16 protein-coding genes are annotated in these 16036 nt (G+C 38.7%); 5 read left to right on the top strand and 11 right to left on the bottom strand.

All coding sequences use genetic code 11. The annotated features are described in order from the left end of the window. Positions 1-14: 14 nt before the first annotated feature. From B4C08_RS02465 to B4C08_RS02445, 5 genes are all read left to right on the top strand, one after another. Complete coding sequence (locus tag B4C08_RS02465; RefSeq protein WP_276749901.1) at positions 15-845, top strand: FAD/NAD(P)-binding protein; 831 nt, start codon at positions 15-17, stop codon at positions 843-845. Between the two features lie 82 nt (positions 846-927). Beyond that, positions 928-1611, top strand: coding sequence for a 4Fe-4S dicluster domain-containing protein (locus B4C08_RS02460; RefSeq protein ID WP_013701516.1), 684 nt, complete (start codon positions 928-930; stop codon positions 1609-1611). Positions 1612-1653: 42 nt separating this feature from the next. Next, positions 1654-3297 carry an FAD-dependent oxidoreductase gene (locus tag B4C08_RS02455; RefSeq protein ID WP_296662483.1) on the top strand — a complete coding sequence of 548 codons (1644 nt, stop codon included), beginning with the start codon at positions 1654-1656 and terminating at the stop codon, positions 3295-3297. A 100-nt stretch (positions 3298-3397) separates the two neighbouring features. Beyond that, complete coding sequence (locus B4C08_RS02450) at positions 3398-5488, top strand: methyl-accepting chemotaxis protein (protein ID WP_296662482.1); 2091 nt, start codon at positions 3398-3400, stop codon at positions 5486-5488. Between the two features lie 175 nt (positions 5489-5663). Continuing rightward, the gene (locus tag B4C08_RS02445; protein ID WP_296662480.1) at positions 5664-5954 is read left to right on the top strand and encodes a type II toxin-antitoxin system HicB family antitoxin; all 291 of its coding nucleotides are present in this window, start codon (positions 5664-5666) and stop codon (positions 5952-5954) included. A gap of 74 nt (positions 5955-6028) precedes the next feature. Here B4C08_RS02445 and B4C08_RS02440 read toward each other — a convergent pair whose 3' ends face one another. The 11 genes from B4C08_RS02440 to B4C08_RS11210 all read right to left on the bottom strand — a co-directional run bounded on the left by B4C08_RS02440 (position 6029) and on the right by B4C08_RS11210 (position 15915). After that, positions 6029-7150 carry an NAD-dependent epimerase/dehydratase family protein gene (locus tag B4C08_RS02440; RefSeq protein ID WP_296662478.1) on the bottom strand — a complete coding sequence of 374 codons (1122 nt, stop codon included), beginning with the start codon at positions 7148-7150 and terminating at the stop codon, positions 6029-6031. A gap of 144 nt (positions 7151-7294) precedes the next feature. After that, complete coding sequence (locus tag B4C08_RS02435) at positions 7295-8050, bottom strand: glycosyltransferase family 2 protein (RefSeq protein WP_296662477.1); 756 nt, start codon at positions 8048-8050, stop codon at positions 7295-7297. Continuing rightward, positions 8026-9108, bottom strand: coding sequence for a glycosyltransferase (locus B4C08_RS02430; RefSeq protein ID WP_296662475.1), 1083 nt, complete (start codon positions 9106-9108; stop codon positions 8026-8028). Before B4C08_RS02430 ends, B4C08_RS02435 begins: the two co-directional genes overlap by 25 nt. Before the next feature lie 18 nt (positions 9109-9126). Next, a complete protein-coding gene (locus tag B4C08_RS02425; protein ID WP_296662474.1) occupies positions 9127-10185 on the bottom strand; it encodes an EpsG family protein in 1059 nt (352 codons plus the stop codon). Continuing rightward, a complete protein-coding gene (locus B4C08_RS02420; protein WP_296662472.1) occupies positions 10182-11081 on the bottom strand; it encodes a glycosyltransferase family 2 protein in 900 nt (299 codons plus the stop codon). Before B4C08_RS02420 ends, B4C08_RS02425 begins: the two co-directional genes overlap by 4 nt. A gap of 18 nt (positions 11082-11099) precedes the next feature. After that, positions 11100-12020: a DUF4422 domain-containing protein gene (locus B4C08_RS02415; protein WP_296662470.1), complete on the bottom strand. Its 921-nt coding sequence runs from the start codon at positions 12018-12020 to the stop codon at positions 11100-11102. Continuing rightward, positions 12010-13152, bottom strand: coding sequence for a UDP-galactopyranose mutase (glf, locus tag B4C08_RS02410; RefSeq protein ID WP_296662468.1), 1143 nt, complete (start codon positions 13150-13152; stop codon positions 12010-12012). Before glf ends, B4C08_RS02415 begins: the two co-directional genes overlap by 11 nt. 68 nt (positions 13153-13220) lie before the next feature. Continuing rightward, complete coding sequence (locus B4C08_RS02405; RefSeq protein WP_296662467.1) at positions 13221-13796, bottom strand: hypothetical protein; 576 nt, start codon at positions 13794-13796, stop codon at positions 13221-13223. Next, entirely contained in the window at positions 13793-13975 is a 183-nt protein-coding gene (locus B4C08_RS02400; RefSeq protein WP_296012623.1) for a hypothetical protein, read from the bottom strand. Before B4C08_RS02400 ends, B4C08_RS02405 begins: the two co-directional genes overlap by 4 nt. Before the next feature lie 432 nt (positions 13976-14407). Next, positions 14408-15553 (bottom strand): polysaccharide pyruvyl transferase family protein, encoded by a 1146-nt coding sequence (locus B4C08_RS02395; RefSeq protein ID WP_296662465.1) that lies wholly within the window; start codon positions 15551-15553, stop codon positions 14408-14410. Next, positions 15550-15915: a hypothetical protein gene (locus B4C08_RS11210; RefSeq protein ID WP_414717759.1), complete on the bottom strand. Its 366-nt coding sequence runs from the start codon at positions 15913-15915 to the stop codon at positions 15550-15552. Before B4C08_RS11210 ends, B4C08_RS02395 begins: the two co-directional genes overlap by 4 nt. Between the last annotated feature and the right edge of the window lie 121 nt (positions 15916-16036).

Below are 16036 nucleotides of genomic sequence, written 5' to 3'. Positions count from 1 at the left end.
AATAGGAGAAACTGATGGAAAACAAAGAAAGCTTTATTCCTTATGTAGGAAAAATTATTGATATCAAGCAGGAAACTCCTGATGTAAAGACTTTCAGTGTAGTCGGTCTTGACGGAAAGAAATTGTTCGAGCACATTCCGGGACAGTGCGCGATGCTGATTGTTCCGGGTGTGGGCGAATCGATGATTTCCATAACATCATCCCCGACTCTTGAAACTCACATGGAATTCTCAATCAAGAAGTGCGGCTGCGTCACCGAATGGCTTCACTCCGCAGAAGTAGGACAGGAAATATGTCTTCGCGGACCGATTGGAAACGGATTCCCTGTGGAGGGCGCGCTTAAAGGCAAGGACATTCTCGTTATTGCCGGCGGTATCGGAATCGCTCCGGTTCACTCGGTTGTAAACTACATGATGGATCACCGCGAGAACTACGGACGGATTCAGGTCATCTACGGAAGCCGATCAAAGGCCGATCTCGTGCGTCTGGATGAGATGCAGAACGTCTGGATGAAGCAGCCGAACTGCTCGATAAATCTTACAATCGACCGCCCTCAGGACGACTGGGACGGACACGTGGGATTCGTTCCTCCTTACGTTACGGAATGCAACCCGGATCCAAGCATGACAGTAATCATGTGCGGACCGCCGATTCTGATTCACCTTTCGCTCGACGCATTGAAAAAGCTCGGCTTCAAGGACAACCAGGTTTTCACAACCATGGAAATGCGCATGAAGTGCGGAATCGGAAAATGCGGAAGATGCAACATAGGCGACAAATTCGTCTGCAAGGACGGACCTGTGTTCAGCTTCGACCAGCTTGGGGAACTGCCTCCAGAGTATTGATTTCAAGAATTTTCCTGTGAAGATTCGAAAATTTTTATAAGACTTCAGATGCGCCGTCCGCGGCGCATGAGGAGATTAAATTATGTCAGAAACAAAACAGATGGCTACAATATATCTGTTCGGCAAGAAATACGAAGTGCCGGCAGAACTTACAATCATGAACGCAATGGAATATGCCGGCTACCAGCTCAAACGCGGCTGCGGATGCCGCAACGGATTCTGCGGAGCCTGCGCCACAATCTACAGAATCAAGGGCGAGAACCAGCTCCAGACCTGCCTTGCCTGCTCAAAGAAGGTCGAGGACGATATGTACATCGCAACCCTTCCGTTCTTCCCTCTTGTAAAACAGGTTTATGATCTGAACACAATGAAGCCGGAGCAGGCCGTGATGATGCAGCTTTATCCGGAAATCTATTCATGCGTGGGCTGCAACGCCTGCACAAGAGCCTGTCCGCAGAGCCTGAACACAATGCAGTACATCGCCTATGCACAGCGCGGAGACTTCGCCAAGTGCGCAGACCTTTCATTTGACTGCGTAATGTGCGGATGCTGCTCTTCAAGATGTCCTGCCGGAATCAGCCATCCTCAGGTCGCAGAGCTTGCCCGCCGTCTTAACGGAAAGTACATCCAGCCGCAGAGCCAGCACCTTATTGACCGCGTGAACGAAATCAACGAGGGAAAATGCGAGGAGCTTATCCAGAACCTGATGAAAAAGCCGTTGGCGGAAATCAAAGAGCTATACAACAACCGCGAAATCGAGAAATAAAACCACAACTGACGCACCTTCCTTGGTGCCAGGGAGAATTATATGTACGGAAACGAATTGGACGAAGCAGCAAAAATTGTGGCTGCAAAACGTGAAGAAAACCTTAAATTCGAACATGCGCGTCTCACTGCTGACGAAAAGGATCAGCTTCTCAAGGAATACCATCCGGACCGCATCGCAAGCCAGTTCGAGGAACTTAAAATCGGACCGAACAAGGGACAGAAAGCGCCGATTGAGCTTGCGGCAATGCTTCAGGCAAAACCGCGCATCGAGCCTGAGCACATCGACCTTGCCCACGTTGACTACGAGACAGACGTTCTTGTAATCGGCGGAGGCGGAGCCGGAACATCGGCCGCAATCATGGCAAGCGAGGCAGGAGCAAAAGTTCTTCTTGCAACAAAGCTACGCATCGGAGACGCGAACACAATGATGGCGGAAGGCGGAATCCAGGCGGCGGACAAGCCTAACGACTCCCCTGCCCAGCACTATCTTGACGCGTTCGGCGGCGGACACTTCGACGGAAAGCCTGAGCTCGTCTACACTCTTGTAAACAAGGCTCCTTCTGTAATCAAATGGCTGAACGACCTCGGAGTTGAATTCGACAAGGAAGCAGACGGCACTATGGTTACGACACACGGAGGCGGAACAAGCCGCAAGCGTATGCATGCCTGCAAAGACTATTCTGGAGCTGAAATCATGCGCACTCTCCGCGATGAGGTTCTCAACCGCCCTGACAAAATCACAGTAGTTGACTTTACGGCAGCGATAGAAATCATCAAGGACGACAAGGGAAACGCCTGCGGCGCAGTTCTCATGAACGTTGAGACAAACGAAATCAGAATCGCAAAGGCAAAGGTTGTAATTATAGCGACAGGAGGAGCCGGACGTATGCACTACCAGGGCTTCCCTACATCGAACCATTACGGAGCAACAGCGGACGGTCTTGTAATCGCATACAGAGCCGGGGCAAAGCTTCTGTATCAGGACTCGCTGCAGTACCACCCGACAGGAGCCGCATATCCTACACAGATTCTCGGAAAGCTCGTTACTGAAAAAGTACGCTCGCTCGGCGCAAAGTTGATTAACAAGAACGGAGAAGTCTACATTCATCCGCTTGAGACACGCGACGTGAACGCATCCGGAATCATCAAGGAAGTTCGCAACGGACGCGGAGTACACAACGAGGTTCAGGACGCTGTCTGGCTCGACACTCCGATGATCGAGATGATTCACGGGGAAGGAACAATCCTCAAGTCAATTCCTGCGATGTACAATATGTTCATCAAGTACGGAATCGACATCCGAAAGGAACCGATTCTTGTCTACCCTACGCTCCATTACCAGAACGGCGGCGTTGAGATTGACAAGACCTGCCACACGAATGTCTCAAATCTTCTTGTAGCAGGAGAAGCCTCAGGAGGCGTTCACGGAACAAACCGCCTGATGGGAAATTCTTTGCTTGACGTTGTCGTGTTCGGACGCGAGGCCGGAATTGAGGCTGGTAAGATGTTCAAGGACATTCAGCTTTCTGAAACTTCAAAAATGAACCTTGACCATGTGAAGGCGTTTGAAAAAGAACGCGACGCAGCCGGAATAAAATCCGACCTTGTTTCTCCGAAAATTCTTCCGCGCTACACACACGGAAACAAGGAATTCGAGAAGGCGATTCCCGGAGCAACAAAATAAAATAAACTGATTTTCAGCAAAAGGGCTGTCAAAATTTGGCAGCCCTTTTTTAGCTATAAGAAATGAACTATTAATCAATAATAAATTTCAAAGAGGCTGTATGAAAAACAAACATATTTCACTTTCCACAAAAATGTTTTTGGGAAACATTTTGCCATTAATTCTTGCTTCAACATTTATAATTGGTTCTTTTCTTATTGTATTAAATAAAACAATAAACACAGATATTGAAAAAATCACAAAAACTTCAATTGAAAATCTTGACGGAAAAATCTCAACGATTATTCAAGGATATGAAACTCAAATTGACCACTTGCGGAACATTGTAAAAGAAAAGCACGACAAAGAAACAGCAGACCTCGCAACAAAAGCTCTCACTGTAAATATGCCAGAAGATTTCTCCCTCTACTACGGAACTTTAATTTCACGCTATGAGCCAGGCGGATTTTATTCTGACAGTTCCGGCTGGAATCCTGATTCTGACTGGCTTCCCCCTGAGCGTCCGTGGTTTAAAGATGCTGTAAAAAATTCCGGAGAATTTGCAATTACAGATCCTTATGTTGACACAATGACAAACTCAATCTGCACAACAATCAGCAAGGACGTAAAAGATGAAAACAACAATCTGCTTGGAGTTGCCGCGATCGATATAATCCTTAACAATCTTTCTGTGGCAATGTCGGATATTAAAATTTCTGAAAATGCAAAGGCATATATAGTAAATACAGATGGTCTGTTTATTACAAATGACGACACATCGTTTTTAATGGAAAAATCAATTTTTGATGAGCCTGAATTTAAAAAGTATAACTTTAGCAAAGATAATTTCTTTAATTCAGCAAATGCAATTATAAAGGGTGGAATTTTTTATGGAGCATGCAAATCATCTTCTACTCCATGGTACATTGTAGTTTATGGCCCAGTTTCCGATTTTACAAAAAACAGCTATTCAGCAATATTAAAAGTTTTACTTATAATAACTGCGGCAATTGTAACCGCAATGGCGATTCTTCTTTTCAGTGCAAAAGCAAGCGCCAAAGAATTTAAACTTATGGCTGAAAACTGCAATGAAATTGCACAGGGCGACTTTACAAAAGAAGTAAAAGAAGGCAGCACAAAAGAAGCGGCAGAGCTTGCAGAAGGATTCAACAACATTATCATTGACCTTTCTTCTCTCATTAAAAACATTAGAAATTCCGCAAGCGACATCGGGTACATTACAGAAAATCTTTCAGAAGCCTCAGATGTAATTGGACAAAGCGTTGAAACAGCAAACGGTTCCGTAGAAAATGTTGCGCAAAGTGTTCAAACGCAGATTTGTTCAGTTGATAAAATTAGCCAGTCAGTTACAGAAATCGTAACTCAAATCAACAATCTTAAATCTGAAATTGAAAATCAGGACAGAACAATTGACAATTCATCTGACTCGATTGAAATTGTGGCAAACAACCTTCTTGCGGTAAATGAAAAAATTGCCGAAACATCAAAAGATGTTTCAGAGCTTGTAGAATTTGCGGACAAAAATAAAAATGAGCTAAAAAATTCAGTTGCGCAGATTCTTGAAGTAAAAGAGAAATCAAAAAATCTTCTTGACACAAACAAAATGATTGCATCCGTTGCAAGCCAGACAAATCTTCTTGCCATGAACGCCGCAATTGAAGCCGCCCACGCTGGTGCTGCCGGAAAAGGTTTTGCTGTTGTTGCAAATGAAATCCGCAAGCTTGCAGAAACAACATCGAAGCAGGCAAAAACCTCCTCTGAGTCGCTCAAGCTTATACAAACTCAAATTGATACAATTTCAGACACATCAATGGACGTTGAAAAAGCTTTTGAAAATACAATCAAAAAAATCGGAAACATCAGTACTTCTGTAGACAGCTTGAAATCTTCCGCAGAAGTGCAAGGACAAAAAGCCCAGGAAATTTTAAGCGCGCTTGACAACATGAAAAGCAGTTCCAAAATCGTAAAATCCGGAACTGAAAAAATTGTGGAAGTTACAACCGCCGCGTCCTCAATTTGCAGTGAACTTGTTAACTTGAACTCAAGCGTAGAGCAAAATCTTACAGAATGCAAAGACGCTGCAACTACTCTGCTTTCCGCCGCAATCAAAATCACAGAAACTGTAAGCAAAAACAACGCCTCTGTAGAAACGCTCAACCATGCGATTTCTACATTCAAGGTGAAGTGTTGATTTTAATAGATGTTACTAGACTTGATCTAACAACCTATTATAAAGCTGCTCACATCTGAAACAATGAAATATTATTGTGATATAAAAAAACAAAATGAAAATATGTATATTGTACATTTCCCAGACATGGCAAATGTAACCACATTCGGAACTTCTGTAGACGATGCAAAAAAAAATGGCAAAAGAGGCATTGGAGGCTGTTCTTGAAACAGATATTGAAGAAAACTTTCCGATTCCTGAACCAAAATGCAATGAGGGCTTAGAAATTGAAGTTTCTCCAAAAATCGCCTTTGCCATAGAGCTACGAAAAACCCGCGGTCATAAAACACAAAAAGAAATTGCCGCAAAAGCCGGAATGTCATACCAACAGTATCAACGGCTAGAAAATCCCAAAAAGACAAATCCGACACTGGAAATGCTTTACCGGCTTCAAAAAGTATTTAACAGACCGTTTTTGGCACTCTAGGAAAAATATGCAGCACATACCATTATTGAATAAAGCTATACAATGATATGTGTTGTTAAAATAACTTCTTAAATCTACTCGCAGCTGAAAGTATGCCCCTGCACTTTCTTCACAAACTCGTAGTCAATTGTGCGGCGCAAGCCTTCCTCAAGCGATACCGGTGCGGAAAAGCCTGTCTTTGGAACTCTTGATGACTTGAAGTAAGTATTCTGGCAGAATTTCTTTACACGGATTGAGTTTATTGCGAACTTCTTGTGCAGGATGAACGCGAGCAGGTCGAATCCTTTTCCGCCTAGATATGCAAGCCAGTACGGAAAATGGACAAGATGCTTCTTCTGTTTTCCGAGGTGCTTGTAAACGTCAAGCACAAGATGGTTCATGTCGTATGCCGGCTCGTCGCAGTAATTGAACAGGTGCTGCTTTCCGGCTGATGTTCCGTCGTATTCCTTTTCAAAGCAGGGAAGCTTTTCCTCGTTCTCAATGCAAAACTGAATGAACGCCGCAACATTCTCAACGTAGTTCATGCTCTTGCGGTTTGTGCCCTTGCCCACCATCGGAAATTTTCCGCCTGCAATCTGGCGCAGAAGGTTGTACACGTTTCCGCGGTTCTGCTCGCCGAAAATCACCGTGGGGCGGATTATTGTAAGGCAGTTCGATTTGTCGGAAGAAAGCCACTCACGGTATTTTCCTTCGGCAAGATACTTTGTGCGTCCGTAGTCGTTGAAATATTTTATCCCGCCGCTCTCATCTGTTCCGACCGGGGCAAATCCGTAGACTGCGACTGAGCTTGTAAAGAAAATGTGATGGATTCCAAGCTCCGTGCAGGCTTTGCAGATGTTCTCGCTGCCCTTCACGTTCACTTCGTCGTACAAGGATTTTGGAGAAACATCGTCGCGGTGCTCGGCTGAAAGATTCACAACGACATCGCTTCCTTTCAAAACTTCCAGAAGAGAATGCATCGGCTGTGCTTTCTTTGCAACCTCATACGCACCCGGAGCCATAGCTTCGTCCGTAAGGCTCGCAGGAAACTCGTTCGTCTCATTCCCGGAATTGCGCACATCGCAGCGGAGCCAGAGATCAGGATATGCAACGCTTCTTCTTTTGTCCGCGATTCTTACATTATGTCCTGCATCCAGAAGCCTCTTTACAAGCCGGGTTCCTACAAACCCAGAGCCACCGATAACTGTTATTGTCATTTTGTTTTAACCTCCAAAATATAGAGATGCGTTAGGGATTGAAACCGCACCGAAGGCGTTCGTAAGCAGTTTGCTGCGTCGAATGGAGCGACAGCGGAACGGTGCAAAGCCCGTCCTGCCAATGGCAGGAAACGCCCTAATCTACTACTTTATGAATTTTAGGAATCCGCTAGCCGCATAATTAAGAAAATATTTAAAAGCTTTGAAAAACGGAATTTTTAACTCCTTGCGAAGAATATTCCACTGCCATTTGAATATTTTCAATTTGCTGCCTGAAACAGAAGATTTGTTTTCTCTGTAAACGGCTTCCACAGAATTTGTGTTGATTGCAAAAAATCCTTTCTTTAGAATTTCAAGCCACATGACATAATCTTCGTGGTGGATTTCCTTTTGAAAAACTTTTCCGCATTTCTTTGTGTCGTACATTCCTGTAAGATTTCCAATGCAGTTTCCATTTAGCATATAATTGTATGAAACAAAAACAGGAGAAGATATTGAATTATTTCCATAATTTCCATCGGCATTCATTTTTGCGTAATACGAAAATACAACCGCAACATTTTTTGTCTCAAAGAGCGGCAGCTGATGCTCAAGTTTTGTCGGAAGCCACATATCATCACAGTCAAGAAACGCAATAAACCGACCGGATGCAGCATTTATTCCGACATTGCGAGGAGTTGCCGGCATACCGGATGATGTTTCTGTATGAAGCAATTTTATCCGTGCATCTTTTTTGCATAAATCTTCTATTATTTTTACAGAATTATCAGTGGAATTGTCGTCTACAACAAGAAGTTCCCAATCTGTATAAGTCTGAGAAATAACAGAAGTGATTGAGTCTGGAAGATATTTTTCTCCGTTGTGGCACGGCATTATTATTGAAACTTGTGGAGCATCCATTTTTCACATCCTTCAATGTAAGTTTTTAATTTTTTCAATACAACTGAGTTTGAAAGATTTTTTTCAAAATATTTATATGGATGTCCACTATATTTTGAAATATCAAAATTGTTTATTTTTTCAATAAACTCAGAAGCACTTTGACAAAGTTCTCCAATATTTTTATAATCAATTCCAACAAAGGCTTCTTTTGTTCCTATTATTGGAATTCCATAAGACAAAGCTTCAACAGATTTTGTTTTCATTCCAGAACCAAGAAATATTGGTGATACAACAAACTCAACGGAATTATAAAAATCATCAACATTATCCACATGCCCCAACATTTCCAAATTTTCATAATTTGCTGACAATCTCTCTTTTAAGTAATCACATATAGAACCAGCAACAACAAATTGCTTGTTAATGTGAGGAAGTACATTTTTAATGAACCATGACATACCGTCTTTATTTGCAAACATATCAGAGCCAATAAAACCGCATTTTCCTTTTTTTGAGTTATTGAATTTTGTCAAATTGATATGAGAATCCATGCTAATAGGCAAAATCAATTCCGGCAGAACAGAATATTCTTTTTGCATTTTTTCAGAATCTCTTTCATTCAAAACAATTTTGCAGTCTGAAAATAAACATGATTTTTTTTCAAGTCGTGATACATATTTATAAAAGAAATATGTTGAAACTGATTTTTTATATTTGTACACATCGTGATAATATTTTTTTTCAATGTTATGAAAAAATGTAATTGTCTTGATGCCACCGTTTCTACAGTATTCAATAAGATTTCCAAATAACGAAGAATTGAAAAATACATAATTATATGTTCCTCTGCTTATCTTCGTTTTTATTTCATTCTCTATCTTTTTTGTAATTCCGTAATCACGGTTAAATAAAAGTCCTTTTATTTTTGATACAAATGTTGGAACTGGAAAAACATATAAATCAATATTGTCTTTACCAAACAGTTTTAAGAATAAATCATAATTTCTTTTTGATACTACAAAACCGCCATTAGACTGAGACTGTTTAAAGTCTTTGGAAATAAACAGAACTTTCATATTAAAACAGCTTCCTCTTTAGTTATATCTAAATGATTTTAAATTTGTAAAATCCGTCTTATTAATAAAAAGTATTGACTGATAAGGAATATATGGAGAACGAGTAATATTGCTTGCAGAAATACGCAATGTAAATATAAAGACAAAATAGAAAATTATTAAGTTTAAAGCCCGTTCTTTTATTTTAAACTTGCTAAAAACAACAGGATAGACAAAACAAAGATAAATGTTATAGTACTCAGAAAATCGCAATCCCATGTGTCCACCGAAAATTAGTGGAAAAGAAAATCCCAAAATGAATATAGAAAAAAAACGTTTTGACTTGTTGTAAGTTCCGGTAATCAAGGATATAAAAATCAAATATATAGTAATTAAAATATAAAAATACTTCATAAGAGAGCCGCCTTTTAAATTTTCCAATGCATCAAGGTAAGACAACATAAGCCCTAGCTCTTTTAGTTTTTTGAAAATAAAAAACTTTGAAATTAAAATAATAGATAAGAAAATCACAGAGAATGCAATATTTATATAGTTGTAAATAAAGTAAATCGGAATTGCTATTAAAGCGGATTTATGCCACAAACATGCAAATATGCATAAAACTATGTACTTAAGCATTTTACGTTCAAATATGTATTTGGCAGAATAAAATACTATAGAAACTGCAACAGTCTGGCGAACTGTGCTTAATCCGCTCAAAAAAAATAAAGAGATATAAATTACTGTTGATTCAAAATAAGAAATGGAATACTTCTTTATTCCATAATAAACAAGAGAATATGCAAAAACACTTGTAATAATAAAAAACATCCAAGGACATTTATACTCGTTACAATAAAAAGCTAGAAAACGTGGAAACAGTTCCCAACGGTAAACTTCATCTTTATTCAAATCTGGAAAAATTGAATGCCAATAATTTGGATAATCATATCCTACATCAAATCTAAGCGCAGCAAATAAGAGTATAAGCACAAAAGAAAATATCAGCCGTAAATTTTTTGAAAGATACTTATTATTTACACTGTAGCGACCGGCAAAAAAAAGTAAAAAAAACAAGAAAAAAATATATATAGTCATTTCAGAGCCTCTAAAAACAGAGATTTTGATTTTTTGTTTTTTTTCAAATTGTATATAAACAAAAGAATTCTTTTTAAACAGTACAATTTCATTTCACTTGAAAGATTTTTCTCAGCGTATTTACAGCAAGACGTCCAATAAAGCACAACTGATTTTTTTTGAAAATCATAATTCATAGAATTTTCATTTTTATCTTTTGAAGATGCACCTTCAAAATGAATGATTTGAGGACCTTGTATTAAAACACTAGATTTTCCTTTATGTTTAAGTTTCAGTTGCAAATCAGATTCTTCAAAATACATAAAATATCTTTCATCAAAAAATGCGTCTGTATTATTCAAAAGAAAATTATCTGCGCCAGTAATATATTCAACGTTGCCATAAAAAGGTTTTATTATGCCTATTTTTTTAAAAAAGAATTTCCAAATTTTTTTCATTCCATACGAAACAGAAAGGCAATAAAAAAGAGATTTAAAAATATTTTTATATGTCGGAAATTTCCCCCAAGAATGTATGCAGTTTCCTTTATCATCCGATAAGTTACAACCCAAAACCCCGATTTTTTCTTTTTCAGAAGAATTTTCCCAGTAGCAAAAAAAAATCTTTACGGCATTGTTCAGCAAAATCGTATCGCTGTTCAGATAGAAAATGTATTTTCCTTTCGCAATTTTTAGTCCACGGTTATTTGCCGCCCCGAATCCTAGATTCGCATTGTTTTCTATAAGAATCACTTGCGGAAATTCGGATTTTATCATCTCAACGGAGCCGTCATTGCTGCAGTTATCCGAAACGATAACTTCAAATGAAATATCTTTTGTCTGCTCAAAGACTGATTTCAGGCAGTTTCTTGTCAGCTCTTTTGTGTTGTAGTTTACGATTATGATTGAAACGTCCATTATTAATTTCCTAGATTTTCAATACATCAGTATTTTTACATAATATTCCTCAGAAAATTTCGTCATTCCAATCAAAGAAATGTTTCCCAAGAATTTATTTCTCAACAGATAAGCAAATTGCCATAATCCAGAATGAGTCTTTGCATCAACAAATTTCAAGATATTTAGAAGTTTCATCTTTTTTATATTATGTCGTACCCATACATTAAAAAGCCGTTCCGCCATGTATCCAAAAATGCGTTCCTGAACAGCATTATATTTTGATATATCGATTTTTTTTTCAGCCTCAAAAAGTATATTGAACAGCCATGTGCAGTACGCGTCAAAGTCATTCCACCCTATGACAGTCATGTTATAGGGTGATAACCTACATCCGCAGGTCATCACACTATAAACATCCTTGTCGTATTCAGGATATTTCTCATGTATTATCTTTTTTAAAGTGCGTAAATCTTCTGAAACATGGCATACCGAATAGTCAACTTCCAATGAATAAGGATAGACTCTCGACTTTGCCATCATCACATCATATTTTGAGAGGATTTTCTCCAATTTCGTCTTGTCAAAACTGTAATTCTTCACTTCGTCTTCAGGAAGAACTACTGCATCATCAAAACAATTCTTCTTGTCAAAACTGAAATATCTTCTGTAATGGTTCAGACCGATATATTCAAGATTAGGATAAAGTTTCTTTATGTTTTTCCATGCCCAGTAAAGAGCTGTAAGCTCGCAGTAGCTTTTGTTCTTTGCGCTGATGTTGTCGCATGGTTCGCCGTTCACTTGGTCATCACGCTGCATTCCCAAATCAACATTGCTGATTGCCGCTCCTACTTGAATAGGCAGAAACAGTCCGTCCGGATTAGGAGGAAGCTCACAAGGCTTGTGGCAGCATATCAGGATCTTGCAATTGTCTTTGTTCAGAGTTACTTTACCTTTCATTTTCTTCCTCCCAGTCTTTCATGCACTTTTCAATCACATCGTCCATGTCGTAGTATTTGTATTCCGCCAGACGACCGCCGAAAATCACTTTGTCTTGGGCTTCTGCAAGCTCCTTGTATTTCTTGTAGACTTCTGCGTTTTTCGCATCTTTCACCGGGTAGAAGGGTTCGACTCCCTCGTGCCATTCGGTTGAGTATTCTTTTGAGATTACTGTTTTATTTTGTGAATATGCAGGATTTTCCGGCTCAAAATGCTTGTGCTCTATGATTCTTGTAAACGGCTCGCCGTGGCTTGTGTAGTTCACAACCGCGTTTCCCTGGAAATTCTGAACGTCAAGAGTTTCTGTCTCAAAGCGGACTGTTCGGTATTCAAGCTTTCCAACCTTGTAGCCAAAGAACTCGTCGATTTTTCCTGTGAAAACGATTTTTTCCGCAATGCCGTTCCATTTCTCACGGTCTGTAAAATAGTCAACGTTCGTTTTCGTCTCGATTCCGGCAAGAAGTCCGTCAACAAGTCTGTTGTAGCCGCCGATTGGGATTCCCTGATATGCGTCGTTGAAATAGTTGTTGTCAAAAGTGAACCGTACCGGAAGCCGCTTTATGATGAAAGACGGAAGCTCCGTACATTTGCGTCCCCACTGCTTTTCGGTGTATTCCTTTATAAGAGTTTCGTAGATGTCGCGCCCCACAAGGCTTATTGCCTGCTCCTCAAGGTTTTTGGGCTCGGTGATTCCGCTTTCCTTTTTCTGCTGCTCGATTTTTGCCATCGCTGCCGCAGGTGTTGTTACGCCCCACATCTGGTAGAAAGTGTTCATGTTGAACGGCAGGTTGAAAAGTTTTCCACGGAAGTTTGCGACAGGCGAGTTTGTGTAGCGGTTGAACGGAACAAAGCTGTTCACAAAATCCCAGACTTTTTTGTTTGAGGTGTGGAAGATATGCGCGCCATACTTGTGGACATGGATTCCCTCAACATCCTCGCAGTAAACATTTCCGCCAAGCTGCGGACGTTTGTCTATGACAAGGCACTTTTTCCCGGCTTTAGCAGCAAGATTGGCAAAAGTCGCCCCATACAAGCCAGAGCCTACGATGAGATAGTCGTAATGTGAATATTTTGTTTGAATTGTTCCAGCCATTTATTCTAGCTGAAAAGAGAATTGATTTTATCTGATTTCTATTTTTGAATTTTAAGAGAGGCTAATGCTTATAGATTTTGGAACATGAACACGCAGTCTTCGTCATATTTTGGCTTTATATGGTTCTGAACGAATTTTTCCTGCTTTTTTGGAAGGCGTGTAAACCCCAGTTTCGTATAATGCTCAATCAGTTTCTCATCTGGGAGAGCATAAATATAAAGAGAAGCAAGCCCAATGTATTTGCTCATCGTCTGGCAAAGCGGAATGATAAAACGTCTTAGTATAAATGCTCCGATTTTTGCCGTCTCAGGATGATTGTTACGATAATTCTTATTCACTGCGAAATTAGAAAGCTCAACAGCAGGAATTGTATCAAAACTTTCATGAAAGACTTGAATTGTTATAAGTCCGCTCCGCAAAGTAAAATAAGCCGCAAGTTCACCCGAAACTTTATCTTTTACAAGATACGTTCTTGCGTTCAAGTCTTTTTCATCTGATGCAGCCTGATTTTTCAGGTAATTTTCAAGCCCTTCTGCTCCATTCAGTGCACAAAAGTCAGCAATCAAGGACTCATTCTCCGAAGAATCAAAGATATGCTCAATTGAAAAATCGTCTGTGTCTAAAACCGAGAATTCAACAATCACTTTTTAGAAATCTCCTTCAACTTTGAACGTTCTTTTTTATGTACATTTGAAATCCATAATTCAAAATCATCACATTCTTTATCCAGTTCCTTAAAATCAGGCTTCGGATGATTTACAATAAACTGATAAACTTCATTCTTTTTCAAATGTTCCTGATACTCTTTTGAAAGCACGCGCATATCAACCTCCAATAAAAAGTCAATGAGGAAATATCAATTTCCGATTTGACTTTTTGCACAATTTCGCAACAAAGTGAACTCGCGACGCAAGTTTCCAGCGGAAATTGAAGTTTATAAAAAAGTTTGCAACGCAAACTTGTGAATAAAAACTTTGACGCTATTTTAGACAAAGTTTTTATTACATACCTCCTGTAATAAATATACAAATATTTTCTGTTACAGTATAGCACAAGATTCCGTTTTCGCCTCAGTAAAATCAAAAATAGAAATGTCAAAGAACTTATAAAACAACAGGAAAATACCGTTGTTTTATCAAAAATCAATTGTCTTTTCAGTGTGCCTCCTTGCAATTATTTTATTATTTCAAGTAATCTATTTATTCCTTTATGAATTTGATTTTGAATATCTTAATCCAACCAATACAACATATATTTATTTCCCTACTAAAGCGTTTGAAAGAAAATTTATGCCTCTCTCTCTTAGTTCTTTTTTTTGTATTTCAAAAAAATTCCAGTCAAAATTGGACAAAAGAGTTTTTTCAAAGTCATAAGCTTTATGAATTGTCAAATTCCGTCCTACCATCATATTTAGCGTATCAAGCCTTGAATTTGTAGTTTTTGCACAACCTTTTAAAGAAAAGGCAGCAACTGGTTTATGAAAGAAAAGAGAAAACACTGTTCCGTGAAAAGAATTAGTAATTACATATCTTGCGTTTGCTATAAATTTAACCCACTGCGGTACTGATGGAAATATTCTCTTCTCCGAAGTACACTTTCCGTGACCTGTTACATATACAACATCAAGCCCCTGTTTATACGCCCATGTTTTTATCTTTTTAATATCCAAAGATGAGCTTGCAGAAAGTTCATATACAAATACATATTCTTTTTTTGGCAATACAACTTTTTCATCTTTGAAAAATTCAAGATATTCATCAGGTGTAAGAAGAAAAGTTGGATCACATACCTGAACAGCATCTTTGATACCGATTTTCTTTAAGATTTCAAGACCGCTTTTTTCTCGTACACTGATAGCATCAAAGTGGGAAATCAAAGGTTTTACTGCCATCGCAAATTTTTCATTCAATTTATCTTCTGAAAAACCGAAACTTGCAGCATAAGAAATCCGTTTTGTTTCACTTTTTCCAAAATTCAAAAAATGTGCGTTCAGATTATTTTTCTGTAAATACTGAATATTCCAAACCTGATCGCTTCCGACAATATAAGCATCCGCTTTTGGAGGAGATTCCTTTAATTCATCGAATGTATAATAATTTTGTGATAAATGAAGATATTTCTTTCTGAATTCTGGAGCATTGCGATTATGTAAAGAAGTTTCATTTTTTTGGTTTTTAGAATCCAACTTGTTCTTAATAAAACGCATCAACAAATAGGGATTCAAACCTTTTAGAATTTTCCAAAAAGGTCGTTTTATAGTTAAAATATCATCAAATCTATGATACTGAATCAAAAAAACATCATTACCAATTTTTTCAAGGTATTTCTGTAGTGCAAATCCTTGAATCTGAGTACCATAATTATCATCTGGTTGCCAGCAAGTCATTATTCCAATTTTCATTTTCTAAGTCCTAATCTTCGTAAGATTTTTCCTCCAAACCGTCGGCAAGCATAGTAAACTCTAACTGGAAACTTCACTTTGACATATTTTTTATATGCAACATCAAACCCCTTTTTTAAGCAGATCGAAATAAATTTTTTGCGATTTTTTGGAAGCTTGAGAGAATATAAAAGTTGCGTATTAAATCTTTTACAGTCGTAATTTTTTATTTCATCAACAAAAAGTGAACTTTTTACAGATTTGAAAAGTTTTTTCCCCTTATCAGTGTTTAAAAAACAGATAGAATATCCTTTGTCATCATCTTTTTCTGGAATATAGTTTTGAATTCCCCAAAAGTCTCCGATTGTAATGTCCGAAAGAATTTTAGAACCTTTAAAAACACAATCATATCAGGAATTCCGCATCATCACATTTTTATTGAATGAAAGCATCCACATTCCTTTAGATTGATTTACGCTGTATTCACTGCCATTCGCGAAAGTG

The sequence above is a fragment of the Treponema sp. UBA753 genome (assembly GCF_002297325.1).
Lineage (GTDB): Bacteria > Spirochaetota > Spirochaetia > Treponematales > Treponemataceae > Treponema_D.
This window is presented reverse-complemented; position numbering and strand designations above follow the sequence as displayed.

Bases quoted from the DNA above. Each gene is read 5' to 3' on its own strand.
- B4C08_RS02465 (WP_276749901.1), top strand. From the start codon at position 15: ATGGAAAACAAAGAAAGCTTTATTCCTTATGTAGGAAAAATTATTGAT.
- B4C08_RS02460 (WP_013701516.1), top strand. From the start codon at position 928: ATGTCAGAAACAAAACAGATGGCTACAATATATCTGTTCGGCAAGAAA.
- B4C08_RS02455 (WP_296662483.1), top strand. From the start codon at position 1,654: ATGTACGGAAACGAATTGGACGAAGCAGCAAAAATTGTGGCTGCAAAA.
- B4C08_RS02450 (WP_296662482.1), top strand. From the start codon at position 3,398: ATGAAAAACAAACATATTTCACTTTCCACAAAAATGTTTTTGGGAAAC.
- B4C08_RS02445 (WP_296662480.1), top strand. From the start codon at position 5,664: ATGGCAAAAGAGGCATTGGAGGCTGTTCTTGAAACAGATATTGAAGAA.
- B4C08_RS02440 (WP_296662478.1), bottom strand. From the start codon at position 7,150: ATGACAATAACAGTTATCGGTGGCTCTGGGTTTGTAGGAACCCGGCTT.
- B4C08_RS02435 (WP_296662477.1), bottom strand. From the start codon at position 8,050: ATGGATGCTCCACAAGTTTCAATAATAATGCCGTGCCACAACGGAGAA.
- B4C08_RS02430 (WP_296662475.1), bottom strand. From the start codon at position 9,108: ATGAAAGTTCTGTTTATTTCCAAAGACTTTAAACAGTCTCAGTCTAAT.
- B4C08_RS02425 (WP_296662474.1), bottom strand. From the start codon at position 10,185: ATGACTATATATATTTTTTTCTTGTTTTTTTTACTTTTTTTTGCCGGT.
- B4C08_RS02420 (WP_296662472.1), bottom strand. From the start codon at position 11,081: ATGGACGTTTCAATCATAATCGTAAACTACAACACAAAAGAGCTGACA.
- B4C08_RS02415 (WP_296662470.1), bottom strand. From the start codon at position 12,020: ATGAAAGGTAAAGTAACTCTGAACAAAGACAATTGCAAGATCCTGATA.
- glf (WP_296662468.1), bottom strand. From the start codon at position 13,152: ATGGCTGGAACAATTCAAACAAAATATTCACATTACGACTATCTCATC.
- B4C08_RS02400 (WP_296012623.1), bottom strand. From the start codon at position 13,975: ATGCGCGTGCTTTCAAAAGAGTATCAGGAACATTTGAAAAAGAATGAA.
- B4C08_RS02395 (WP_296662465.1), bottom strand. From the start codon at position 15,553: ATGAAAATTGGAATAATGACTTGCTGGCAACCAGATGATAATTATGGT.